This is a genomic window from Stieleria mannarensis, assembly GCF_014154935.1.
GTDB lineage: Bacteria > Planctomycetota > Planctomycetia > Pirellulales > Pirellulaceae > Stieleria > Stieleria mannarensis.
Genome location: NZ_JACEHH010000038.1, coordinates 12060 through 37318, shown reverse-complemented (window position 1 = coordinate 37318; position 25259 = coordinate 12060). Strand labels below are relative to the sequence as shown.

Sequence of the window (25259 nt, the reverse complement as noted above, 5' to 3'; positions counted from 1 at the left end):
GCATACGGAGAGCCACTCGGTGGGAGAAGTCGTGGCCCGAATGCGGTTCTAATTGAAAGGGCATCGGCCATTTTCCAAACGCATTGCCGGCGAGCCCCGCCAGTGAGCGGCTGTTCAATGGGCGTCTCCGGTTCGAGAGAGGATTGGCCTCCGTTTCCCGCGTTTGCTATGCATCCCCCTGCACCATCACGTCGCAACAAAAAACGTTCGAGAAACCGTTTTCGGATCGAGACACTTGAATCGCGCCGTCTGCTCGCGGCGAGTCTCAATTCCGGCACGGTGGGAATCGAGGTCGACTACGAAACCGATCCCTTGGTGCTGGCGATGTTCCACGGGCCGATTCTGCCCGGACGCCCGGTTCCGCCGGTTCAGGGGATCGCAGCCCGGGCGGACGAAGTGCCCGACGGCGTGCCTGACAGTGATTTCCCGACCGGATCGGAGCAGGCCGACAGTGGACCAAGCGGTGCTCCGCTTGTCTCGCTCGACCAAACGTTCAACTTGCACAGTCGCCCGGATTCCAACTTCACGCTCTACCTGGACTTTGACGGGCACACGACGACGGGGACGAGTTGGAATTCCAGCTACGGGATCGAGAGCATTGAGCACCCGAATTATTGGGGTGGGAATGAAACAACGTTTTCCGACTCGCGACTGGAATTGATTCAGGACATCTGGCGCGTCGTTGCCGAAGACTTCGCGCCGTTCGATCTCAACGTCACCACCGAAGAACCCGCCGATCTGGACGACCTTCGATACAGCGGTCCCGGCGATTTGCGCTGGGGGACGCGGGCGGTGTTGACCAAAGACACGTTTGCCGATTGCGGTTGTGGCGGGCACGCGTTTATCGGTGCGTTTGATGACCCGCAAGACGAACCGGCCCTGGTCTACAACGGCGGCTTGTATGCCGGCAGCGAAACGGTCAGCCATGAAGTCGGCCACCAACTCGGACTCCGACACGACGGCGCCGGCACGACGCAGTATTACCGTGGCCACTCCGACTGGGGACCGATCATGGGCGCTCCGTTCGGCAAGGAGATCACGGTTTGGAACAACGGAGACTATTTCAACGCCAGCAACCCCGACCAGGACGACTTGGCCGTGATCACCCGCGCGGTGAATTTTCCCTATCTTCCCGACGACTACGGCAACAGTTTTACATTGGCTGCACCGCTGCAGGAGTCCGGCGGCGTGAACGTCGAAGCGTTCGGAATGATCGAAAGGAATACCGACGAGGACTGGTTCAAGTTCTCCACCGGTGGCGGCGACGTCTCGATCGACATCGATGTCTTGGACGTGAAACCGAATCTGAACGTTTGGGCCGGTTTGTTCGATGCCGATCGCGAACTGATCCTGGCGTCCGATCCGAAGACATCGACCTCCGCCTCGCTGCAGGCCAACCTGGTCGCGGGCGACTACCTGATCCGGGTCGACGGCGTGGCCCAGGATGGGGTGTACGACGGAGTCGTTTACAACGAACCCGATCCGGCTCCGTACAGCGAAGATCCGCCCAGTGGCTTCAGCGACTATGGCAGTCTGGGACAGTATCGCATCAGCGGCACGATCGTCGACACCGGCAATCCGACGGTGTCGATCGCGGCCAATTCAGCGACTGTCGGTGAAGGAGGCGATGCGGAATTCACGATCACCGCCAGTGACCTGGGCGACGCCGTGGTCACCGTCGGTGTCCGAGGCGTGCGTCAAACCGCCCCCGGGTTGCCCGCCCCCAACTCGACCGAAAACCCAGACTTCGTCGGGCCGCTTAGTCAGTCGGTTTCGATCGTCAACGGAGTCGGCGTGGCCCGGTTCCTCACCAGCTTTGACGGACTTCCCGAAGGCGGCGAATCCTTTGAAGCACACATCATTGATTCAGGCGGGTACGACGTTGCCGATCGCGTCGCCGGAATGGAAATCGTCGAGGTCCTGCCGACCTACGCGATCGAAGCGAGCGAGACGGTGTCGTACGAGGGCGATCCTCCCGGCGGCTCGACGCACCAGTTCACGATCCGTCGCACCGGTCCGTCCGACGTCGCCAATGCCGTCGGCTGGCAACGTGTCTACACCGGAACCGCGCCGGCAGAGGACCTGGATTTCACCACGCCACCCTCGGGAACCCTGTTCTTTGACGCCGGCCAGATGACGCAAACGCTGGACATCCATGTTCGCGGTGACTTCGACATCGAAGGCGACGAAAGCTACACGATCGAGTTGTTGGTTCCGACCGACGGCGCGTTTTTGATCGACCCGGGCAAGTCGACCGCCCAAGGATCGATCCTGAACGACGAATCGATCCTGTCACTGGAAACGAGCGCCCGGTACCGCATCCGACAAGTCAACCACGACGATGATGCGAGCGACAACTGGGCGATCGACAACTTCGTGATCACCGGCACGTCGATCGAGGACGATTTCGATTCAGGGATTGCCCCCGCGGTCTGGAATGCCATCGAGAACGCGACCACCAACGCGACGTTCCCCGGTACCGACGGCAGCGCACTGTTCTTCTCCGGCACAGGCCAGCGGGCCGCGACGACGCACCCGGTGGCGCCACCATCGGGTGCCCGCGTGGAATTTTCGATCGTCTTCGCCAATTCCGATGGCGGTGGTCTTGATGCAACGGAAGACGGCGACGATGTCGTGCTGGAATACTCGTACGACGGCGTCGGGTGGAGAGAGATTCGGCGGTTCCGCGAATCACAGTATCCTGCGTGGACCGACGTCAGTGTCGTGCTTCCGGTCGAGGCGACTTTCTTGCCCACCGCCGTTGAAGAAGGCAACTCGGGACCGGTCCCGCGATCGGTCACGATCTTCCGAACCGGATTTCTTGACAAGGCGGTCTCGGTGGACTGGTGGATCCAACCCGGCGGGCCGAACCCCGTCGATGTGGATGATTTTGTCGGCGGCTTTGCCTCCGGTGTTGCAACCTTCGCCCCAGGCCAGAAAACCGTTTCCATCGACGTTGATGTCCAAGGTGATCGCGATGTCGAAGACGATGAAACGTTCCAGCTGATGATCTCCTCCAGCAGTGCCGGGATCATCAACCATTCCGTGCTCAGCGGCATCTTGGTCAATGATGATTTTGAGCTCGCCGAAATCAACGTCCGCGGCAGCAACGATCAACCGATCCAGAACGGGGATCCGGCGATGACCGGAAACGGGACGGACATGGGCGTGGTCGAAGTCGAGGCGGACACCCGCTCGCAAACCTTTACGATCGACAACGACGGTTTGGTGGACTTGGACTTGTCCTCGGTTGCCATTACCGGAGCCCAACACGGTGATTTCTTTCTCACCCAGCCACCGCCCGCCGTGGTCGCATCCGGCGGATCGATCAACTTCGAAATCACGTTTGATCCCAGTGTCGCCGGACGACGAACCGCTAACGTCGAAATTGTTAACAACGATCCCGACGAGTCCACGTTTACCTTCACCGTGTCGGGGCTGGCGACCGACCTGAGGGTCGAACAGGTGTTGGTCAACCAAGGCGACAGCTCCCGCAGCCAGATCGAATCGGTCAATGTCATCTACAACCAACCGGTCGATTTCCTGACGCTGGCCGGTATGTTCGAGATCCGCAACGTATCGACCGGGCAGTCGGTGCGTTCGATCAAGACCACGCCCTCGGAGATCGACGACCGAACCGAGGTCCTGCTGACGTTTGAAACCCCCAACGCGGTCCCCGTCATTCTGGATGACGGGTATTACGAACTCCGCGTCCATTCGGGGGCAGCGATGTCGCTGGGCGACGAACCCTATCCGATGCGCAATGACTACCTATTCGGCACCGGCCCAACCGGCACCATCGACCAGACCGACGCGTTCTTCCGCTTCTTCGGCGACAGCGATGGGGATGGTGATGTGGACGGCCAAGACTACGGGCAATTCGGATCGACCTTCCTGCGTCCCGCCACCTCGCCCCACTTCAACCGACACTTTGACTTCGATGGCGACGGCGACGTCGACGGACAGGACTATGCTCAACTCGGGAAACGATTGCTGAGGACACTCTGATCGCACGACGTCCTTTCCAGGTCGTCGTCGGGAGTCGTGTACGACGACCGCCCGGAAGGGCTGTCGTGCCGCGCCGTCGTACCACGCCGTCGTACCGGGACGACGGATTGGGACGGCCGGCGATCGTGAGCCTACCGCAACCGCGGCGAGGTTTCGCGGGCGATGCTTAGATCACCACCGGGGACATAATTCCCACTCAACAAATCCTTCAGCTTGGCCCGCGCGTCACGCTCCCGCGGTTGTTCCATCCCCGGCGGGCTGCCCCAAAACAGGTGCGTGTTGTCACCGGTGATGATTTCCAGCTTGGGCACCAGATTCAAACGCGGGTCGCCGCTGACGGTGATTTTGGCGATCCGAATTTGATCGCGGACCGCGGCGAGCAGCTTGGCCAACAATGCCGCTGATTCGACACGACGGTCCCCGAACGGGGTCCCCTCGTTACCGGTCGGGTACAGCTCCCAAACCTCGATGTGAATCAATTCCATCGCGTCGTCATAGGTCAGCCCGGCCGTGGGCAACAGCATCCCTTCGCCATCGAGCGGCAGGTAACCGTTGACGTCCGAAACCGGGTAACCCAGGCTCTTGAGGTGCTCGGCGATCATCTGTTTCCAGGCCTCGCCCCCGGTGACATGAAACGCGGCGACCGGCCGGCGATAATCCAAATCCAGCTCGAACTTGCCCGCCGGCAGCTTGCGCACGCGATGGACGTGTTGAACCCACGGATGGCTGGCGAAGGCCGACGCCAATTTCGCCGTCACGCTGCGATCGGCCGGCGACAACTCCATCAGCCGCGTCGAATCATAAACCTCGGCCACCAGATCGGTTCGCACGAACTCGTGGGGCGGGGAAATCGTGATCGATTGCCGATCCAGGCTGCGGTAGTGCGCGGCGAAATGGTCGGCATACCAGCGTGAATAGGCGACGTAGGAACCGACCAGCAGGAGCATCGGCCAGACCAGCGACCACGCCGCCGGCGCCGCGATCAATCGGCGCAGGATTCGGCGGATCGGGCGATGATCGGTTTGCTCGCTTTGCTTGGCCATCCGGCCACACCTTCCCTGGATAATGCCCGCCGCTTGTCAGTCGATTCCTCTCGACCGAATCCCCTGTTGCGTCAGACTTACCAAATCTGCAGATTCAGCTGCAAGTCGATCCCGGTTTGCAGCAACACTTGTTCACGAACCCGGTCGATCAATTTCAAGCATTGGTCGCTGGTCGCCCCGGGGTGGGCCACCAAGTAGTGCGGGCGCGCCGAATCGAGTGCCACGTCGCCTTCGCGGATCCCCGCCAAGCCCACGCTTTGGATCAATTCTCGGGCCGGCATGGTGTCGGGGTCGATAAACGGCATCGCGATCCGTTCGACTTCCGCCGGCCGCGAGGCATTCCGGGCGATCCACAGCTTCTGCATCCGTTTGGTCAGCGCGATCGGATCGCCCGGCTCGAGCTTGAAATCGACTTCCACGATCGTCAAACCGTCCAACGCCGATTTGCGATAGGTGAACCCGACCTCCTCTTGTTCGAACTGCTTGATCGAACCGTCGGATTGCAGCACCCGGACCCGCTCGACCGCCGAGCCGATGTCGCGGCCACCGCTGGAAACATTGCCCAGAACGGCGGCGCCCACGGTGCCGGGGATGCCCACCAAATGCTCCAATCCTCCTAGCCCGCCGCCGACCGCTTTGACCACCGCATGGGACAGTTTCCCGCCCGCACCGGCGGTTAGCCGATCCCCGTCGATCGACAACGAACTTGTCGCCGCCGCCGATAGCGTGATCACCAGGCCGTCAAAGCCTGATTCGCGGACCAGCAGATTGCTGCCCGACCCCAACACCCGTGTCGGCAGGTCATTCTCGGCCGCCCAGGTCACGACCTGGACAATCTGCTCAGAATCGACCGGTTCGGCAAAAAAATGAGCCGGACCGCCGATCCCGAGCCATACCAAGGGGGCAAGCGGCTCGTCGGAGCGGATCAGATGCTGGAGGTGTTCTGGAATCGTCATGGTTGGCTGGCACGTCAAATTCGCGCGTCAAATTCAAAAGCGGTCGCCCATGACAACGCTCATGGGCCGAGCGAAATCATAACCGTCTGTGTGACGTTCCAGGTAGCCGGAGTCGACCGTTCTTCAGCCGCGGCCGAGCGAAACCGCCGAACGAATCAGATTCCGGACCGGTTGCTGGGTCTGGTAGCCTTTCAATTGATGACGCTTCCACTGTCCCCCGTTGGTGCGGGTGAACATGATGATCTGGGGCAGCATCCGCTCGCCCTTGGTCAGCTGCTTGACCAGCTCGGGGTTGGAATCGCGATCCAAAACCGCGACACTCACGTCGTCCAGCTCGCCGGTCTGGGCCATCGGCTCCAGCGTGGTTTGTTTCAACACGTTGCAGGCCGGACACCAGGGGGCACCCACGACCACCATCAACGGCTTGTCCTGTGCGACCGATTCCCGGTAGGCCTCGGCGTAATCGGTCTTCAACGATGCCGACGTGACACTACCAAGTACAACAGCTAACAGCAACGAAACCATTCCTAGCTCCTATTTTCAAGCATGAATACCGTTCGGCGATGGCGACACAATGTCGGTAAATGGATGGACCGGTTACGAAAAGACGCCGATTCATTCAGACGAGGAACCGCCGAGGGCTAGTCATCCCGTTGTTGTCCGGCCCGCATCAAGCGGTTTGACGTCGAAACGGCCAACAATCGTCCCTAAGGTGAGATCGTCTTTCTTTAACGAAATCTCGCCTTCTTCCTTCCTGGAACCATTCTGGGACGCTTGGTTAAACGGTCCCGGAAATACGGCTCAGGAAGAATGGGCGGAGTATATGGGTGGTCCGGTCGGCTTCAAGCCGTGCTGGTTAGATTTCTGTGATTATCAAATTGTGGAATCACGTGCTAAATTGAAGCACCCTCCAGCGAAACGGCCCAGCGGTCGCTAAGCTGCCCAGAGACAACAAGTTGGGGCGTGCCAATCGGCGGACGGCCGAACCAATCTGGAAACTGGACAAAGGTTCACATGTCGCGAGAATGGAACGATTCACGCCCTTGTTCGAATTTCTGCCACCGCAAACCTGTTTGGAAATCCTGTCGTCGCCGCCCGGGCTGCCCGGACCGACCTGCGGCGACCGTGGTTTTCGCTCGCATTCCGCCGAGTTTGAGATGTCGACCTGATGAAGCTTCGAATTGGTCTGATCGGACTCGGGGATCTGTGGCAGACCCGTTATCGCCCCGCCCTCCGCATGCTGGATGATCGCTTCGATGTCCGCGCGGTCTACAGCACGATCTCGAAACTGGCCGAATCCACCGCCGCGGAGTTCCAGGCCGATCCGATCGACGGTTATCGCAGCTTGGTTTATCGTTGCGACATCGACGCCGTCCTGATCCTCAAACAATGCTGGCTCGGCTGGCTGCCGGCCCTGGCCGCCTGTCAGGCCGGAAAGGCGGTGTATTGGGCCGCCGGACTGGACTTCGATCCGCACCATCAAAACGCGGTGCTCCAGGCGATCGAACAAAGCGGGGTTTCGTTCATGGCCGAATTGCCGCGTCGGTTCGCCCCGGCGACGCTGCGGCTGAAAGAACTGATCGCGACACGCCTGGGCGCGCCACGGTTGATCCGTGTGCACCGCCAATCGATCAACGATCAGACGCCCGAACAGGCCGGCCCCTCGGCCTGCCGCCCCGACGATTCGGAACTGGTCGAACTGGTCGACTGGTGCCGCTACGTCGTCGGGAAATCGCCGCAATGTGTCACCTCGGTCTGCCAGGAAAACACGTTTCAGTCGCTGATGCTGCAGTACGACTGCGATCCCCATCAAGGTGTGATCGCCGAGATCGCCACCGACGGCACGCTGCCGACGCGTTGGAAAGAAGCGGCCAGTTTTCGCTCGCCCGCGGCGATGAAGATCCAATGCGAAAACGGCGTTGCGTTTATCGATCTGCCCAGCAGTCTGGTCTGGTTTGACGATGCCGGCCGCCACGTCGAGTCGTTGGAAACCGAATCACCGGTGGGCGAACGCATGCTGCGTCAATTCCATCGCAGCGTGACCAGCCTGGTCCGCGATCTGGGCGGTCTGGTCGATGCCTACGAAGCCGCCGCCGTCGTCCAAGCGGCCCGTCAAAGCCACGAATCCGGCCAACGCGTCCAGCTTCCGGTCTGAAGGGTTGGCAGTTGGCAGTGAAGGTGAGGGGAACTCATCTGCTTCGCGATCGGTTTGACGCATCGGTCCTATGGGGCCTCTCGCATCGCGACGCCCTTCGCCGCCCCGATCGAACCCCGTTCCCCGCCGCGACAGACCTTTTCCGGGCTCGCGCTCAATACACCCGCATCGCCCGCACGGTATCGGGGCGTCCCTTGTAATACACCCGCTCGCCCGGTCGCAGGGCGGTGGCGGGGCGGCAGAGTTGTTCGGCGGACCGAACCGATGGCCTTTCATCGCGGCGGACGATCACGATTCGCTGCGAGGCGAGTGAGATCATCAGCGCGTCACTGGCTTCGATCGACGGCGTCGCGGGCAGTGTTTCAGAGGGCTGCGGTCGGGGCGGGTGGGTGGCTGGGCTCATGCGCGAATTCTTTGACGGCCCCGGACACGTTTGGTCTGTCCGGGTCGGCCGAAAACGCGTCGACCGAGCATTTCGGCAACCGGCAAGAAAATCGATTCCGTGTGCGAGCGTCGCGGTTTTGCATCCTATGTTTTCGCAGGGTCGACTCCCGAATCCAGCATTCCGCAGTCTCCGCCGGACCTGATGCCCGGACGATCCTTACAAACCGAACGACTCGCACGCAGCAGTTGGCCTTCCAAGATGCCAACACGGCGAGGCAACACGAATTTCACCCACCCTGCACCTCGCAGTCGCGCACTTTAAAGGACGAGAACACAGATATGGCAGCTCGAACAATGCCCGGCAAAGCGGACAGTCGCCAAGATCAATTCGAAGAAATCAAGACTCGAATCCATGGCAAATTGGTCGACAAGCTCGACCTGTCCCGCGTCGGCGACATGAAGGGCGACGCGTTACGTCGCGAGATCCGTGTCGTCATCGAACACCTTTGTGACGCCGACGACGCGCTGCTAAACCGTCAAGAGCGCGAACGCATCGTCGACGAGGTGTTGGACGAAACCTTCGGCTTGGGGCCGTTGGAATTGATCCTCAAAGACCCCAAGGTCAGCGATATTCTGATCAACGGGCCCAAGAGCATTTATGTCGAAAAGGGCGGCCAGATGCAGAAGACCGACGTGGAGTTCCGCGACGGCAAGCACTTGCTGCAGATCATCGACCGGATCGTCAGCAAGGTCGGACGCCGCGTCGATGAAACCTGCCCGATGGTCGACGCGCGTCTGGAAGACGGCTCGCGGGTCAACGCGATCATCCCGCCGCTGGCCTTGGACGGCGCCGCGGTCAGTATTCGACGTTTCGGCAGCAACCCGCTGAAACTCGAGGACCTGCTCAACTACAAAGCCTTCACGCCGGAAATGGTGATGTTGCTGGAGGGCTGTATCAAAGCTCGACTCAACTGCATCATCGCCGGCGGTACCGGTTCGGGTAAAACGACCTTGCTGAACACCCTGTCGTCCTTCATCGGTCACTCCGACCGGATCGTGACGATCGAAGACGCGGCGGAATTGCAGTTGCAGCAAGACCACGTCGTACGGCTGGAAACGCGTCCGCCGAACATCGAAGGCAACGGTGCGGTGACGGCAACCGACTTGGTCAAGAACGCCCTGCGGATGCGTCCCGAGCGGATCATCATCGGGGAATGTCGTGGCGGTGAAACGCTGGACATGTTGCAGGCCATGAACACCGGTCACGACGGTTCGTTGACGACGCTACACGCCAACACCCCGCGGGACGCCATCGCGCGTCTGGAGACGATGGTCATGATGGCGGGATTCGAATTGCCCGTCAAAGCGATCCGCCAACAGATCGCCGGTGCGGTCGACGTGCTGATCCAAGCCAACCGTTTGCAAGGCGGTCCGCGACGCGTCACCGCGATCACCGAAGTCGTCGGCATGGAACAGGAAACGATCGTGCTGCAAGACATTTACAAGTTCAACCAAAAGGGCATCGGGGAAGACGGCAAAGCCTACGGGGCCTTCGAATGCTCCGGCGTCCGCCCCACGTTCATGGACAAACTGGAAGCCGCCGGCGTCCGCTTGCCTTCGAGCGCGTTCCGCGAGCGAACGATGATGCAGGCCTAACCGCCGGCCGACGAACGCCCGGGCTTTCCCCGGGCTAACGCCCGAGCTTTCCCCGGGCTAACGCCCCGACTCCGACTTTTCGATCCCTTCGCTCTCCGCAACCCCCAACGACCTGACCTGACATGACCGGTACCGTCATCATCATTGCCGTCGGCATCTTTGTCGCCTCCCTGGTGGCATTGGCTGCCAACATGCTCGTCCCCGGCGGTGACAATACCGCCACCGAAGACCGGCTGGCGCAAATGGCTTCGCGTCGTCGCGTCAGCGGTGGCAAGCAAACCGAAGAATCCGGTTCGTTGCTGATGGAGGGCGGGTTCGAAGACGCGTCCGGAGTCATCGGCAGCATCATGAAAAGCTTGCCGGGTCTGGGGGAATACCTCGATCAGGCCGACGTGCGGATGCCGCCGGCCCAGTTCGCGATGATTTGCATGGGGGCCTTCGCCGCCGGCGTCGCCCTGTGTCTTGCCAGCCCCTTTAAATTGCTGGCCATCTTTGTCGGCCCGATCTTTGCCATGGTTCCGTTCGGTTGGCTGATGGTCAAACGCAAACGGCGGCTGTCCAAGTTCGGTAACCAGATGCCCGAGGCACTCGAATTGCTCGGCCGTTCGCTGCGTGCCGGCCACTCGCTGAACGCCGGATTCGGCCTGGTGTCCAAGGAGATGGAAGACCCCTTGGCCCGCGAGTTCGGACGCGCGTTCGAAGAACAAAACCTGGGCATCCCGTTGGACGAGGCGATCGAGGACATGGCCGATCGCGTCCCCAACATGGACCTTCGGTTCTTCGCCACCGCCGTCGTCCTGCAGCGACAAACCGGGGGTGACTTGGCCGAAATCTTGGACAAGATCGGACACCTGATCCGCGAACGATTGCAGATCCTGGGCCAGATTCAAGCGTTGACCGGAGAAGGCCGGATGAGTGGTGCCGTGCTGTTGGCCCTGCCGCCGGTGTTGTTCCTGGTCATGCTGAAACTGAATTACGAATACGTGATGATGCTGTTCACCGATGAACTCGGGCGCTACATGCTCGGCTTCGGATTGATCACCCAGATCATCGGAGCCTTGGTGATCAAAAAGATCATCACGATCAAAGTCTAACCCACACCGCAACACCGAACGCCAGACCCGTCTTTCACCGGCCAACCGGATCCCAACGATGACCCTTCTGCTCGCCCTTTCGATCAATCCGATTTACGTCACCGCTGGCGCGATCTTCATGTTCGTGACCCTCGGCATGTGGTTCGTGCTGGCACGCGTCTCCGGAGACGACAAGCCCCGTGCCGAAGCGCGTTTGGACATGATGCGAAAGCGTCGTGCCGGCCAGGCGTCCGCCGCCGAGGGCAACGACAAATCCAACAAAAAGAACGAAGCCCTGACCGCGTACTTGGAAAAGGCCGCGACACCGCTTGCCGACAAGGTCAGCGGAAACGAAAAGGAGATGGGCCAGCTGCGAGAGATCCTGATGAACGCCGGCTTCCGACGCGAAGCCGCACCGGTCGTCTACAAGACCATCCAACTCGGTGCTTCGGCGCTCGGATTGTTCATCGGCAGCACGTACGGGTTCTTCGCCAACGGATTCGGCCAAGACATGATCATCAAAGTCGGCGGCGGATTGATCGTCGGATTCATGATCCCCAAATTCGCGCTCGGCATGATGGCCAAAAAGCGGATGGAAAAAATCTTCCTGGGCCTGCCCGATGCACTCGACTTGATGGTCGTCTGTGTCGAAGCCGGTCTGGGGATGGACCAGGCGCTGCGAAAGGTCGCCGAGGAAATGGAAAAGAGCCACAAGGAGATCGGCGAAGAGTTCGGCATCGCCAACAAGCAGCTTCAACTCGGACGTACACGCAGCGAAGTGCTGCAGGCGCTTGGTTTCCGCAGCGGCGTCGATGATCTGAAACAACTCGCATCGATCTTGATCCAAGCCGACAAATTCGGTTCCTCGATCGCCGCGGCCCTGCGGGTCCAAAGTGACGCCATGCGAACCCGCCGTCGTCAGATCGCCGAAGAGAAAGCGGCCAAGACCGCCGTCAAGATGATCTTCCCGCTGGTCCTGTTCATCTTCCCCGGCATCTTCGTCGTCCTGGTCGGCCCGGCCGGCATCAGCATGTACCGCAACATGCTCAGCCAATAAGCGGGTGTCTGTGGTAGCCGGAAGCCGACAAGGCTTTCGGCCTTCTACTCGCCGGCTTCGCCGACGAGAGCGAAACCCTTGGCGAGTTCCGCTACGGCACCGCACCCCGCGCGACGGTGATCTCCACGTCGGCCACCAATCGGTCGCTGTACTGGGTCATCGTGAACGTGCCGCCACGGAACCAGTTCAACAACGGGGCGACGTAATCGGCCGGCGGCACCGCCAGCGGCTCGTTGCCGTTCCAAGCCGTGCTTCGCCAGCGTTTCTCGACCTGGTCGTATTCATACTGGCCGCCCAGCGGGCATTGCAGCGGAACCCCCAGCACCTGGGTGACGTTCTCGATCGCCTGTTCCGGACCGACGTGCAGTTGCTCGGAAAACTGATTCAAAAATTCCGCGCCCGCGCGGCTGGCCTGGGCGGCGTTCTGATACAGTTCATTGTTCACCCAGCCCTCCAATTGGCTGCCCAGCAGACTGCCGATGCGGCCGCGAACGGTCGCCGGTTGCCCGACGTCGGTGGCTTCCAGAAACGGCAGCGTGCTGTTGAGAATCTCCGGCTGAAACGACAGCACACTGAAACCGCCGCCGGTGTATCGGTATAGCCCGCCGATCAGTTTGGACATCCCGGGGCCGACCGGACGTCCGCGTCCCAGCCCCAGCGGCAATCGGTCCAGCGCCCCCGGTTGCGGCCAGGCACCCAGGTAAGCGGGCAACTCCCGCAGCGCCCAGTAGGTTTTCAAAATCCCTTCGAACTGGTCCGGCGCCGGCGGATACGTGTCTTTGATGCCGGCGAACAGATGCGTCGGCGGACCGATCTGGGCGCTGGCCACGTGCGCTTGGACGGCGACGATATCGTCGGGCGCAAAACGCATCGCGACCGAGGTGGGAGGGCCGAGCTGTTTGGCCCACTTGCCATACTTTTCCGGCGTCAGCGGAGCGATCTCGGCGTGGATCGAAATCCGCTCCATCGTGTCGTCACCCGGCACGTCGTCGCGACGCAGTGCGACGATGATCGGATCAAGTTGCGGGAACCGTTCGCTGTATTCCCTGGCGATCCGCGTGTACCAGTCATACTCTTCGCGGGTGACCGATTCGATATTCACGTCGGCGATCGGCAAGAATGTTCCGCGGACCCCGCGCAGGGTGTCGATCACCCGGTCGCCGACAGAGATCACGCCGCTGCCGTCGCTGCGGTTGCCGAACGAGAGTGGCAAGAACCCTTTTTCGATCAACTCGTCCACCCCCAGGCTGTCACCGTTTTCCGCGACCACGCCTTCGGCCGTCGCAGCCAGACGGGCCAAGTGGACCAACGCGACGTCGCTTTGGGCGCTCGATCGCCGCCGCAGTTCGATCAGGTATTCCGGCGACACCAACCGCTGCAACATCTCGGGCGAAAAGTAGGCAAAGATCGTGTCGTCACGGGACGTCGGCACCAGTGACCGGGACAGTCGAAACGAATCGGTGGCCGCCAGCGACTCGCCGCTCTGGCCGACTTCAAAGAAGCGCCGCACCAGGGTCTCGCTGTTGGTGATCAAGAAGTAGCCGTCGTCTTCGGCCAGGAACGAACGCACCGAGTTATCCGCGCTGGACAAAAACGAAACCTCACGCCCGGCGATCGTGACCGTCTTCAATGACACCGCGTCGTCACTGCGGGCCCGATTGGAACGATCTGACGAAAGCGAGGAACGCAACAGAAACGCGTTGGCGGATTTCATGATCACGCCCATCGTCGCCCCGTCGGACGTGAACAGGTCGCGGCCGATCACCGCTTGGTCCAACACGACGGTCGGCCCCAGCGATCGCGACAATTGATTGATCTTGACCGAAATCTGCCGCTGGAATCGCGCCGTCGCTTGCACCTCGGTTCCGCGCAGCTTGACCATCCGGCCTACATCCCCGCCGTACTCCTGGGCCAGATCCAGGAACCACAGGTAATTATTGAACTCTCCGAACCGCAGATAGAAACACTCCGGCGGGACACGCGACGCGATCGGTTCGGTGACCACATCCTCGTCGATCGGCCCCAACACGGCGTTCTGCCACTTGGGGCCTTCAGGCAATCCGACCAATTCGGAAGCGTCGTATTGCTGCTCGGCCGGCAGATTGACATCGGTCAGCCCCGCCGCGGTGCGGCGAAACACTTCCTGGGTGACCGCTTCGGCGCCGCCCAAGTATTTCAACGTCGCCAATAACGGATCGCCCTGGTCCTTGGTCTCGGTGAACCAGGTCGGCAAGGGATTCCCCGTCCGTCCGCTCAGCATCGCCACCAAATAGCTTTCCACCCAAGGCGGATAATCGCCGGCGTCGATTTGCTGTTTCGCGTTGTCGGCATAGGTCTGCCACCAGCGGGCCATCGACGCGCCGAACACGGCAGCGTCGCGAGTCGGTTTTAATTCATAAACGCCGACATCCCCCAGGCCGTCGGCCAGCCGGACCCGAAACGGCGTCGCGCCCTTGAACAAGAACGTCGCCCGCCTGGCGACGATCTGGCTGGTCGGAGCGTCGGTGTCGGTGATCTCACGCAGCAATTTCCCCAGCCGTCCCAACAATCGACCGTTGCCCGGCGGTGGCACCGGTCGCTCCGACGGAGGAATGATTCGCACCTCCACGTCTTCGCTGACCGGATAAAAAACCCGGCCCGAATCGCTGCTGACCGTCAGCGGTCGCGGTGCTTCACCGATGATCGGGTTGGCCAGCGGCAGCTCGATCGTCGCGATGCCGTAGGGTTGGTCGCCCGGCCCCAACACCGCCGCGGCCAGCACATCGACCGCTCGGGCCGCCGGCGACGCAAACGCCTGGGGGAGCAGGACACACAGCAGCGCGAAGGTAAATCGCAGACAACGCATCAGAACATCCTAGGGGGAAAACTCGGGCCGAACATTCGCCTCGGTCCGCCGGGTCGTCACCGCTGGCGGACTTCGCGATACTGTCGGGCAGCATGATTCGACGGATCGGTCGCCATCGGCAAGCCCGACGTCCGTTCCCGATAGTATCTCCCCCAAGCCCCTTTTTGGATAGCCAGACCCGTGGATAGCCCCTCCCGCAGCGGTGTTTTCGAGGCCAGCACCGACGCCCGACTCGAATCGTTCGCCGAATCCATCAGTTTCGACCGCCGGCTGTTCCGCCAAGATATCCGCGGCTCGATCGCCCATGCCGACATGCTCCGCAGCGTCGGGCTGATCAGCGACGATGATTTCACCGCCATCCGCGACACTTTGAAAGAAATCGAAACCGAATTCGAATCCGGCGACTTTCCGATCCGATTGGAATTGGAAGATGTCCATATGCACATCGAATCGGCGCTGATCGAACGCATCGGCGACGTGGGGCGAAAACTGCACACCGCCCGCAGCCGTAACGACCAGGTCAGCACGGACGCTCGGATGTGGATCCGCGAATCGCTCGACCAGGTCGACGCCCTGCTGGAATCCTTGCAACAGTCCTTCCTGGGCCGATGCGAGGGCGACATGGACGTGATCCTGCCGGCCTACACGCACCTGCAACGCGCCCAGCCGGTGCTGGCGCCGCACTACTGGTTGGCCTACATCGAAAAATTCCAACGCGACCGCGATCGGATCGCCGATTGCCGCCGCCGCGTCAATCAATCGCCGCTCGGCGTGGCCGCCGTCGCCGGAACGACGCTGCCGATCGATCGCCGGCAAACCGCCGCGGCACTCCAGTTCGACGGCGTCACCGCCAACAGCTTGGACACCAGCAGCGACCGCGACTTCATCCTCGAATCCGCCTTCGTGCTGTCCATGATCGCCTCTCACCTGAGCGGCTGGGCCGAAGAGTGGATCTTATGGAGCACCGTCGAATACAACTTCATCAAGATCCCGCAACAGTTCTGCACCGGCAGCAGCATCATGCCGCAGAAGGTCAACCCGGACACGTTGGAATTGACGCGCGGCAAGTCGGCGCGGGTGATGGGCAATCTGCAAACGTTGATGTTGCTGGTCAAGAATCTGCCGCTGGCCTACAACCGCGACCTGCAAGAAGACAAGCCGCCGCTGTTCGATTCCTTCGACACCGTCATCGCGATGCTGGAACTGGCGATCCCGATCGTCGCCGGCAGCGAGTTGCAGCGTGAGCGGATCGCCGCGCGGATCGAAGAGGGTTACTTGGACGCGACGACGCTGATGGAATGGCTGATCAAAAAAGGCATGCCGCAGCGGACGGCACATCACGCGGTCGGCGCGATCGTCGGCGCCGCGATGGCCGCCGACGTCCCGCTGGCCGAGTTGCCGCTGGAGACGATGCAGCAGCACGCCCCGGAAGTTGATGCGTCCATCCTGGAAGTCCTGGGCACAAAAAACGCGATCGCCGCCTTCACCAGCTACGGTTCCACCGCCCCGACCCAAGTCCGCGACCAAATTGCCGCCTGGACGAAGCGGCTGGCAAAACAATGAATTCAACCATCTGGACCTTGGTCCTTGTCCTGCTTTTTTCTGTACCACTGCACGCTCAGACCGAATCATCTCCGCGGACGGTCGGGAAGGGCCGGCCCAACGCACCGAACATTCTGCTGCTGTTTGCAGATGACCTCGGTTACGAAACGCTGGGCTGTTACGGCGGACGGGATTTCGAGACGCCGCATTTGGATCGTCTGGCCGCCGACGGCATCCGGTTCACGCGGGCGTATACGAGTCCCGTCTGCACGCCGTCGCGGATGAGTCTTTACACGGGAACGTATGCATCGACGCATGGCTATTTCAACGTGCTGCCGGTGCATGTCGGGACCAAACAGGCGGTGGATTTCCGCCGTCGATTTTCAACGTTCCCCCAGTTGTTGCGTGACGCCGGATATGCGACATCGGTCACCGGCAAGTGGCAACTCGCGGCGCTGGAGTTTCATCCCGATCATTGTCGTGATGCCGGTTTCGATTCGTGGTGCGTCTGGCAAATCTGGCGTCGAGGCGCCAAGACGACGCGTTACTGGAATCCATGCCTGAACCACGACGGCCGGATTCGCGCACGTCTTGCCGATCGTTTCGGCCCCGACGTGCTGGCCGATTACGTGATCGACCAGATGAAGTCCGCGGTCGATGCCGGACGGCCGTTTTACATTCACCACAACATGATGCTGCCGCACGTTCCGATCATCGACACGCCCGCCGAACGCGCCAGCGGCCAGCCGGCCAGCCTGGGACGGATGATCCATTACATGGACTCACTGTGCGGTCGCATCATCGCCGCGGTGGATGAATTGGGTATCGCCGACCAGACCTACATCATTTTTATGGGTGATAACGGGACCGATACGCGAGCAGCTCGCCGAACGATCGCCGGTCCGGTTTCCGGCGGCAAACGCGATCTCAACGACGCCGGAACGCACATCCCACTGATCGTGCGGCGGCCGGGCACCATCACGGCCGGGACGGTCGCCGACGATCTTGTCGACATGGCCGACTGGTTTCCGACGATCTGTGATCTGACCGGTATCACACTGCCACCGGACGTCGAACTCGACGGCGTTTCGTTTGCATCGCGTCTGCATGGAAAACCACAGTCGTCGCGAGAATGGATCACCGGCGGCATTCGAAACCAGATCAGTCTGTTCGACGGACAGTGGCGGATCCGAACGGGATCGAATCAAGTCATCGACGCGCGTCACCTGCCGCACGAAACCGTGCTGGAAATCGTCCCCGCCGAAGGTGACCAAGCCGTCCGGCGACTGCGGGCGACGGCTGGGTCGCAGCTGAAGGCTGAAAAGTAGAGCGACAGTGAATCGCAAAGCCCCGCGACTGCTGGCCAGGGGGAGATAGGACGTATCGGACTCATGCGACGTATAAGTCCTATTTGTCCCATAGGTCCTATTTGTGTTCTGGTCCACGTGCGCCGCTCGCTGACGCTTCCCGCTGGCATATCGCTGCTGGTCTATGGTTTCGCCTGGTAGCGCTGCTGGACCCTGGTTCGAAACTCGGCGTTGACGAAGGGGTCGCTGGTCGCTTCTTGCCATTGCTCCAAGGCACGCTGAAGTCGCGATTGGGCGTCGGCAACGTCAGCGTTTCCGGCCAAATTGTGGAATTCGATCGGATCATTTTCCAGATCGTAGAACTCCCACTGGGGCGGATTTTTGAGCCTTTCCATCGCGATCCGTGCCGGATGGTCATTGGGCAGTTTTTGCGCTTGGGCATACGCTCGATCGCCGTCAACCGAGTCGATCGCGGACGCTTCACCGGCTCGTAGGTTTTCAATCAGCTTGTAGCGTCCGTCGGTGATGGCCCGGCGTGGGAAGAACGGTGTCGCGCCGTGGTAATGAAATTCTCCGACCAACGTTTGCCGCCAATCAGACGCGTCGTTTGACGGTGCCAACACCTTTCGCAGCGAACGACCATGACGGGGCGAGGGCAGTTCGATTCCGACCGCGTCCAGGATCGTCGGATAGATGTCCACGCTGCTGACCAAACGATCGGAAACATGCGGCTGGGAAACGCCGGGCCAGCGGACCAAGAATGGGACTCGCAGCCCGGATTCGTAACAACTGGTTTTGCCGCGTGTGAACGGCGGACCGTGATCGCCGAGAAACACCACCAGTGTGTTGTCCCAGTTGCCGGTTTGCCGCAGGACGTCGCTGAGCATCCCGATCGCCGCGTCGATGCGATGGACACAGTTGTAATAGCCGGCGATCTTGGTTCGCTGTTCCGGCGTGTCGATCTGTTGCCAGGGCCAAGGAGCAATGTCCTGAGGGCCGAGCACGTTTTTCGGCAACCCCTTGACCGTATCGGGAAAGAATTGCGGTCCGCGCCGACCGCCGGGCATTCGCTGTCGCGCCACGTGCGGATCGAACAAATTGAACATCAGGAACCACGGCGTGTCGTCGTCTTGCTGCAGAAACTGGCGTGCAAAATCGACTTGCAACCGGACGTCGCGGCTGCCAAACCCTTCGCCGTGTCGCATGTCAAACGCGAATGCCTTTTCCGGCCCGACGTGAAGCTTGCCGATGATGCCGGTCCGATAGCCGTGGTCTTTCAAGACATTGGGCAACAGCGAGTCGACCAGATGCTCGTGGACGCGAAACCCGACATTGGCGTTCAGCAACCCGTACTGTCCGTTTCCGTGGGGGTACAAACCGGTGAACATCGACGAACGCGAGGGGCTGCACGACGCCTGGCTGACGTAAGCCGTGCGAAAGCGAACCGATCGGTCGGCCAGACGGTCGATGTTCGGCGTGTCGGCGATCGGGTCGCCATAGCACGACAGTTGCAGCCCCAGGTCATCCGCGGTGATCAATAGAACGTTCGGCCGTTCGCCGGCCCGTGCAATGACCGCCACCAACACGACCGCCAGCGCGCCCCATCGGCGGCACATCATTAAACCACGCATCTCCACTTCCTCGCTGTCCCTCGTGAACGAATCGCAATCTTGAACGAGAAATCATAATCCAGATCAGCGCGGAACGGACCGGATCCTGGGAGTCATGCTGCGTTTGTTGGGACCATTTGTAGAAAAGGTGGTAAAACAATGGGGGCAAAACGATTTCAGGGTGCGAACGTTGCCCGGCAATCAAGGCGTACTCGTAGCCGAAGGCGTGGCCGTCGTATCAAATCAGCGAGAGACCTTGCCCGGCGACGTCGCGCGTCCGGGGGATGTTTCACGGGCCGTCGCCTCGGCGATCCTTTGATGCGTTTGGGTGATCGCCTGGTTGATCGGGTCCAGGGCCAGCAGCTCTGCGTCAGTGTTTGCCTGATAGACTGCCCGGGCAAACTCCCGCCAAACGCGACCGCCGCGGACCGGCAATTGAAAGTCAGCGTACGTGGCCCCGGAGCGACGAAGCGGGCGCGTCATCGGTTGATAACACAGTCCGTCGCCACTGTACGTCCGAAACACGCCGTCACGCGTGGTCCCGTTGGCCCGCGTCGATTTGAATAGAAAGTGTTGATCGATCGTGGCGATCAGATCCAGTTCCCACAACTGGGGACTGCGATAATCCCAGACCCCTTGGATCGGTTGCAGTTCGGGAATCGCTTCTTGGCCTTCTTGAAGTTCGCCGTCGGCGTAGCGTGCGAAGTAGTCAAAGTGCGTTCGCATTGCCGGCTTCATCGATCGATGATCACTCAAAAACGATTTGCCGGTTCGCGTTTCAAAGTCAAGCATCGCTTTCCGAAACGCTCGCATCCGCGACGGATCGGTGACCAACTCTTGACGCGGGCGCTGGAGCAACTCGGACGTGTCGGTCGAGAAAGATCGAGCTGCTGGTGCTTGTCGCGGAGTCTTCAGCGTCGACTTTGCGAACCGAGCGTCGAACGATTTGCGAGGGCTCGTCGCAGGCCGTGCGGGTGTATCCGACGCGGGGCGCGGTGTGGATGTGACGTCGGCTGCGGTCACCAACGTTTTTTCGGAGCGCGATTTCGTGGCCTCGTGTTGGCTGATGAACCACCAACCACCCCCGACCAGCGTCGCCGCGATCAGCATCTTGTAGTAGTGCCCGGCGATGTAGCCGCCGACCAGCCCCGTGACCACGCCGCTGAACAATCGACCGTCTCCTTCCAACAGCCCCATTCCCCAAAGCCCGGCCGCGATGAACCCCAAGGTTGCAAACGCCGGGTTCCAGTCGCTCGGGCCTGCCGGACGAGATGCTCGGGCCCCGCGAGAATTGTTCCCCTTGTGGCCAGCAGACCTTTTCGCCTGCCGACCGGCGGCGTTTTGACGCGCACCGAGATCCGTTCGGCCGCGCGATCGTTGCCCGGCGGCCTGCTGTGCCGCCGCTTGCTCGGCTGCGGCCTGCTCTGCTGCGGCCTGCTCTGCTGCGGCGGCATCGGCGGCGGCGGCATCGGCGGCGGCCTGCGCCTGCTGCTGCCGATTGAGTTCGTCTTCCTGCATCCGCCGCATTTCTTCGGCTTGCGATCCCGCCGGGTCGTTGTAGCCATCGACGCTACTGAATCCGCCACCGGGATGTTGATCGTAGTCGCTCATTGCAATCCTTTGCCCGCAGACGCGAAATCCTCCCGGGACGTGCGGGAGACGCTTGATTCTGGTCGTTTTGTCGCGAACCTAGCAAAACCCTTGACGCCGCATCTAGAGGTCGTGCGGTTTTTGAACCCTGATTTAACAGGCGTTGACGACTTTACCCTCCCTGGCAGGGAGGGTCGCGGAGGAGTGAGCGCTCGGAGCGGGGAGGGTTGATCCGCGATTCGATGTGACCAAAGGACGAAAGCTTGTTCGGCAATTTACCGTTCGACGTCCCCTCGCTGCGCTCGACCCTCCTGCCAGGAGGGTGATTTCCCAAATCGCACGACCTCTCTAAAGGAGAGTGTTTGGCCGAGGATCGAGTGCGCCGCTCTCAATCGATGTTCGGGTTCAGGTTTCGTCCAGCAGGCTCGTGGCGAGCAGGCGATCGACGGACTGTGACCAGGTCCGGGTCAGTCTCGCCTGGTCCAGATGGTCGGTGCCCGATGTTGCGCGGATCCCTGCGGAGATCGCTCGATCGCCGGCCGGCAGAACCTGCTGGTCTCGACCGGCATCGAGCGGTGGCAATGGTGATCCAGCGGTGGTGTCTGGGTAGAGGTTTCCCCACCATGGCGTCTCAGGGACCTCGTCTCTCTTCACGGTCGATGCAACCGGTGCGAGAAAACGATGATCGGTGATCGGGTCGAATTCTTGGCTAACGGCCGGCGTCACTTGTTCCGGTTCGGCAGCACGCTCCCCCTCGGCTTGTCTTGCCAAAGCATTGATCACGACCAAGGCGTCGATGGGAGAGAGCTCCAGATCTCCGTTGGAATCATAGTAATTGCCGGGCCATTGGGCCAGGCTCAGCGGATCGGGCAACGTGACGCCCGATACGTCAACTTGTTTGGCAATCTGGTTGATCACGATCAGTGCATCGATCTCCGACGTGGAACCGTCGTTATTTACATCGGTCGTCGTTACAACGTTCTGCCACGGGTTGGGGAGATCGATCACGATGGGAGGCGAAAGCGTCCCCGGGGCAACGAGTTGACGATAGAACTTGCCCTGTTGCTCGAACGTGTCTCCCATCCGCCAAGCCGACCGATCATTAAACTGCAATTGTTCCCGGGAGGCAGCGACGATGGTCACGCCCTGTGCCGCTGCGATGGAGGTCAGATCATCGACGGGAAGACGGAACCTTTCAGAGTCGGCAACGTCCACGATTTCAACGTTGTCGGTTTGGAAATCACCCGATTCGCCAAAGTCCAAGACCAATGGCTGCAGGTTGTTTCGGTCAAGATCGTGAAACGCCAGTCGATTGGTTTCGTCGTTACCCTGGATGGCAATCTTGTTTTTGGGGCGTTGTCCAAGTTCAATGGCCAACGAATCGTCAGCAGGGGACAGCGAGACGTTGACTTTGGAGAAATCGCCCTCGGCATGAAACATCGGCGGTTCCAAACCGTTTCCAACGATGACGTGGTCGGCGATCAGTCTCAGGAAACCGCCAGGCTGCAACAGATTGACGACCAACGGCACCGGATCGGATTTGGCATCGACCAAATCCAGCCAAAAATCTTCGACTTCGCCATCCGCTGCCGCCCCCGTTGGTGCAGTCTCCCCGGAGGTGCTGAGCCGAACCCGGGCCGCGGTCGGCCCCGCGATGGCTCCGGCCGGGACGACGAAGGGGATCAAGTTGTCGCCGGCATGGACGTCGTGTGCGATCACGACTTCATCGATTCGATCCCCCCAGTCGCCGTCGCGATCAAAATCGATCCAGATGCTGACTTTTCCTGCTTGTGATGCCGTCACTTGCATGGTCGTCAGCGTGTCCGTCTGTGTGATCAGCAAATTGCTCAACCACCGCACGCCCTGGTTTTCGTCTGACTCGTCCTGGTCATCATGGTCGGCGGCTGCGGCCGGGTGCCCATCGGAATCGACGTCAACGCCCGCACCCAAGAAGAGTTCCGTGACGTTGTGCCGAGCACCATTTTGTGACAACGTCACCGGATAGGATTGACCGAGCCCGTCGGGTAATCGTTCTGGAGCATCGCCGAAGTCCGCGACATCGCCTTCGTCGTCGAGAATCCGGACGTTGCCGGATTGATGGAGCTGGCTGCTGTAGATGGCATGGGGCGCAAACGAGCCTTCCCGGACGCCGTAGGCAATGCCCGTCTCGGTGGCTCCGACGGATGACCAGCTGACATCAAAGACTGTCGGTAGCGGCACGCTGGCTCGCGAAGCTTTCGAACGGCCGTCGACCGGGACGACAAACAATTCCAGCTGATCGTCGACCAATTGATCCGCAAAATAGTATAGATCTTGTCCATCCTTGCTAAATAAGATCGGTGCAAAACGAGGAATCGTTCCGCCGTCGACAAAGTCGCCGTTAAGCTTCTTGGGCGGCCGGGATCCATCGAGTGGGATGCTGTAGATCTCCACAAGATCGTCTTCCGGATCACGAAAATCGATGGCCTGGAACACGATGTGCTTTTCGTCCGGTGACGGAGTGATCTTGTCAACGGTCCTGTCTTCGATCGGGGCGAGCAATTTGCGTGGCGGCTGGGAACCGTCGCTCGGCACCAGGTATGTCGAATACCCGGCCGACTCATCTTCAAAATTGGAACGGAACAACACGTCTTCGCCGATCACCCGAAAACCGTGTTCCACCCATTGCGAACCGGTCAGTTCGGGATGCAAGATCTTGGGCTCTGCGGAACCGTCGACGGGAACGGTGAACATCTCGTGCGGAGCCACGATCCCCTTGTCCACGCGGTAGACGAGGTGTTTTCCGTCCGACGAAAACTGATAAGACGAGCTTCCGATATCGAATGCGACTCGTTTCGATTCCCCTTTGCCGTCCAGTCGGGAAGTGAAAAGATTGGTGATCCTGGAAGCATTCGGGTCTCGTTTGGTGAACGCCAGCGTCTGGCCATCGGGACTGATCTTCCCCGCGAGCCCCCAGGTGCTTCCCGGTACATCGGTCGCGACCTGCATCGGCTCGAACGATCCATCCATCGCAGCGACATAATGCTGCACGTCGTCCCCGTCGCGGTTCTGGAACACGATCGAATTGCCATCGGGCGTGAAATCAACCAAGTTATAGAAAGGGGATAAGTTGCTGATCGGGATTGCCGGTGAGGAATCGTCCAGCCGGGCGGAATACATCACCGAAGCATCTTCACCGTCGCCCTTCCAGGTGTACACGAAACGTTGCCCATCGGGGGCCACGGTAAAGCTTGAGAGGACACCCGTACTGAGATCGTTTGGCACTCGGATCGGATTCATCGATCCGTCGGCGGGGACGATGTAGACATCCGTTTTACCATCGGTCTCAAGATCACCGGAGTAGATCAGCCACTTGCCGTCAGCAGAAAATTTGTGTGTCTGAACGGTTTTGTAAAAATCGCCATCGTAGCGTGCCAGCTCGATCGGCGCCCTTGAACCATCGGTCGGTACCGAAAGAATCACGCTGGATTTCAGTCGCCGGGCGCCATAAGCGATGGTGGATCCGTCCGGGCTTGTTTCCAGCCAATCGACAAACAAATCCCCAGGAGGCGCAAACCATTGCAGGTCGGCCAACACGCGTCTCCCGTCGTCGTCGACGATCGAGACACGCACGCCGAAGCTGAGATCCCCGTCGCGCAGTGCATTGTCCAGCAAAGCGACGTCGACCGACTGGACGGTTTGCCCCGGTGAAAACGTCAGTCGCTGCCCCGTCACCGCAACAAAGTCCCGCCCCCCGATCGCGTCGGAATCGATCGTGTCAAAGAGGACTTCCACCGGTTCCGCTTGAGCTTCCGCCAAGGAGACATTGACCGTCACATGGTCGTCGCTTTCCATTGCATCCGGCGTGGACAACAACAATTGAGCAAGCAAACGTCGCGGTTCGAGCAATTCAAGCTTCAGTGGAACTTGATAACGGTGTTTCGTAGCTACAGCATTTCGATTGCCGGGGTGACGACGTGGCTTGTAAATCATGCGATAAGAATCGAAAACGGAATCCGGAAGAACTGCGAGACCAAGCTGGGCAGCTTAGCAT

The 25259-nt window shown here is 60.6% G+C and carries 16 protein-coding genes; 8 read left to right on the top strand and 8 right to left on the bottom strand.

What is annotated here, in order from left to right:
- The first annotated feature begins 279 nt into the window (after window positions 1-279).
- Window positions 280-4008, top strand: a complete 3729-nt coding sequence (locus H1B37_RS22965; protein ID WP_182869177.1) for a choice-of-anchor D domain-containing protein — start codon at window positions 280-282, stop codon at window positions 4006-4008.
- A 131-nt stretch (window positions 4009-4139) separates the two neighbouring features.
- Here H1B37_RS22965 and H1B37_RS22960 read toward each other — a convergent pair whose 3' ends face one another.
- From H1B37_RS22960 to H1B37_RS22950, 3 genes are all read right to left on the bottom strand, one after another.
- Window positions 4140-5051: a cell division protein FtsQ/DivIB gene (locus H1B37_RS22960; RefSeq protein WP_182869175.1), complete on the bottom strand. Its 912-nt coding sequence runs from the start codon at window positions 5049-5051 to the stop codon at window positions 4140-4142.
- A gap of 77 nt (window positions 5052-5128) precedes the next feature.
- Window positions 5129-6007: a UDP-N-acetylmuramate dehydrogenase gene (locus tag H1B37_RS22955; protein ID WP_182869173.1), complete on the bottom strand. Its 879-nt coding sequence runs from the start codon at window positions 6005-6007 to the stop codon at window positions 5129-5131.
- Between the two features lie 123 nt (window positions 6008-6130).
- On the bottom strand, window positions 6131-6523 hold the full coding sequence (locus H1B37_RS22950) for a thioredoxin family protein (RefSeq protein WP_286178062.1): 393 nt from the start codon (window positions 6521-6523) through the stop codon (window positions 6131-6133).
- Between the two features lie 509 nt (window positions 6524-7032).
- On the opposite strand from H1B37_RS22950, the gene H1B37_RS22945 reads away from it, so the two are divergent.
- Complete coding sequence (locus H1B37_RS22945; protein ID WP_182869171.1) at window positions 7033-7176, top strand: hypothetical protein; 144 nt, start codon at window positions 7033-7035, stop codon at window positions 7174-7176.
- Window positions 7176-8162: a Gfo/Idh/MocA family protein gene (locus H1B37_RS22940; RefSeq protein WP_182869169.1), complete on the top strand. Its 987-nt coding sequence runs from the start codon at window positions 7176-7178 to the stop codon at window positions 8160-8162. Before H1B37_RS22945 ends, H1B37_RS22940 begins: the two co-directional genes overlap by 1 nt.
- A 154-nt stretch (window positions 8163-8316) precedes the next feature.
- Here the strand turns inward: H1B37_RS22940 and H1B37_RS22935 are convergent, their stop codons facing one another.
- On the bottom strand, window positions 8317-8565 hold the full coding sequence (locus H1B37_RS22935) for a hypothetical protein (RefSeq protein WP_182869167.1): 249 nt from the start codon (window positions 8563-8565) through the stop codon (window positions 8317-8319).
- Between the two features lie 320 nt (window positions 8566-8885).
- Between H1B37_RS22935 and H1B37_RS22930 the strand changes: the two genes are divergently transcribed.
- The 3 genes from H1B37_RS22930 (at window position 8886) to H1B37_RS22920 (ending at window position 12332) form a co-directional block, all read left to right on the top strand.
- The gene (locus tag H1B37_RS22930; protein WP_182869166.1) at window positions 8886-10202 is read left to right on the top strand and encodes a TadA family conjugal transfer-associated ATPase; all 1317 of its coding nucleotides are present in this window, start codon (window positions 8886-8888) and stop codon (window positions 10200-10202) included.
- 122 nt (window positions 10203-10324) lie between these two features.
- Complete coding sequence (locus tag H1B37_RS22925; RefSeq protein ID WP_182869164.1) at window positions 10325-11296, top strand: type II secretion system F family protein; 972 nt, start codon at window positions 10325-10327, stop codon at window positions 11294-11296.
- A 58-nt stretch (window positions 11297-11354) separates the two neighbouring features.
- Entirely contained in the window at window positions 11355-12332 is a 978-nt protein-coding gene (locus H1B37_RS22920) for a type II secretion system F family protein (protein WP_182869162.1), read from the top strand.
- A gap of 91 nt (window positions 12333-12423) precedes the next feature.
- On the opposite strand, the gene H1B37_RS22915 is transcribed toward H1B37_RS22920, so the two are convergent.
- Window positions 12424-15177, bottom strand: coding sequence for a hypothetical protein (locus H1B37_RS22915; RefSeq protein WP_182869160.1), 2754 nt, complete (start codon window positions 15175-15177; stop codon window positions 12424-12426).
- Between the two features lie 180 nt (window positions 15178-15357).
- Between H1B37_RS22915 and argH the strand changes: the two genes are divergently transcribed.
- Together argH and H1B37_RS22905 are read left to right on the top strand one after the other, a co-directional pair.
- On the top strand, window positions 15358-16740 hold the full coding sequence (argH, locus tag H1B37_RS22910) for an argininosuccinate lyase (protein WP_182869158.1): 1383 nt from the start codon (window positions 15358-15360) through the stop codon (window positions 16738-16740).
- On the top strand, window positions 16737-18047 hold the full coding sequence (locus H1B37_RS22905) for a sulfatase-like hydrolase/transferase (RefSeq protein ID WP_182869156.1): 1311 nt from the start codon (window positions 16737-16739) through the stop codon (window positions 18045-18047). Before argH ends, H1B37_RS22905 begins: the two co-directional genes overlap by 4 nt.
- A gap of 161 nt (window positions 18048-18208) precedes the next feature.
- On the opposite strand, the gene H1B37_RS22900 is transcribed toward H1B37_RS22905, so the two are convergent.
- From H1B37_RS22900 to H1B37_RS22890, 3 genes are all read right to left on the bottom strand, one after another.
- Complete coding sequence (locus H1B37_RS22900; RefSeq protein ID WP_182869154.1) at window positions 18209-19657, bottom strand: sulfatase family protein; 1449 nt, start codon at window positions 19655-19657, stop codon at window positions 18209-18211.
- Window positions 19658-19879: 222 nt separating this feature from the next.
- Window positions 19880-21247 (bottom strand): hypothetical protein, encoded by a 1368-nt coding sequence (locus H1B37_RS22895; protein WP_182869152.1) that lies wholly within the window; start codon window positions 21245-21247, stop codon window positions 19880-19882.
- Between the two features lie 384 nt (window positions 21248-21631).
- Window positions 21632-25198, bottom strand: coding sequence for a GEVED domain-containing protein (locus H1B37_RS22890; RefSeq protein ID WP_182869150.1), 3567 nt, complete (start codon window positions 25196-25198; stop codon window positions 21632-21634).
- Between the last annotated feature and the right edge of the window lie 61 nt (window positions 25199-25259).